A 917-nucleotide genomic window follows, 5' to 3' on the forward strand; every position below is an offset into this window, starting at 1 on the left:
AGCTCTGGGCGCGCAGCGCGGCCAGGCCCTCCTGCGCGGTCGGCGCGGTGCGGACGCGGTAACCGGCCGCCTTCAGGACGGGGGCCAGCATGTTGCGGAAGAACGCGCTGTCGTCGACCAGCAGCACCGACTGCGAGTGCATCGACGGCTTCATCTCCTTGCGGGTGAACCAGTCGGCGAACGCCATCGGCAGGAAGTGGCCGACGTCAATCACCTCGGTGGCCTGCCCCTTGATCACGGCCGAGCCCAGGATGCCCTGGCTGGAGCCGCCGACCTCGATGTTGAGGCGTTCCTCGACGATGTCGATGATCTCGTCGACGACGAGGCCCATGGAGCGGCCGTCGTCGGCGAACACCAGGATCGGCTGGGCGCCTTGGCTCGCAACGGTGACGCTCTCCATGGCGACGAGCGGCATCAGCTGCTCGCGGTACTGCACCATGTAGCGGCCGTTGCTGAACTCGATCTTGTCGGCGGGCAGCTCCTCCAGGCGCGTAACGAGCCCGAGCGGGACCGCCTTGGGCTGGGACGAGCCGGCGCGGAACACCAGCAGCGAAGTGGTCTGCTCGCCACTTCCGATGTGATGCGCCCCGTTCTCGTCGCCCATGTCATGGGCCGAGGAGCCGGCGGCACCCAGCGCCTTGGCAATGCCGTTGGGGTCGATGATCATGATGACGGCGCCATCGCCCAGGATGGTGTTGCCGGAGAACATGTCGATGTGACGCAGTTTCGTCGACATCGGCTTGACCACGATTTCTTCGGTGTGGAAGACGCCGTCGACGACGATGCCGAAGGTCTGGCTGCCAACCTGCGTCACCACGATAAAACCGTTCTCGGGATCGCTGGCCGCGCCGTCGTCGATCTTGAGCAGCTTCTTCAAATGGATCAGCGGCAGCAACTTGTTGCGCAGGCGAAGAACA

1 protein-coding gene is annotated in these 917 nt (G+C 65.3%); it reads right to left on the bottom strand.

The genetic code is table 11. The features are described from left to right. The coding region (locus WN73_RS11705) for a chemotaxis protein CheW (protein WP_271552861.1) at positions 1 to 917 on the bottom strand (917 nt) is incomplete at both ends.

Origin of the sequence: Bradyrhizobium sp. CCBAU 45394, from assembly GCF_028128655.1 — a bacterium.
Lineage (GTDB): Bacteria > Pseudomonadota > Alphaproteobacteria > Rhizobiales > Xanthobacteraceae > Bradyrhizobium > Bradyrhizobium diazoefficiens.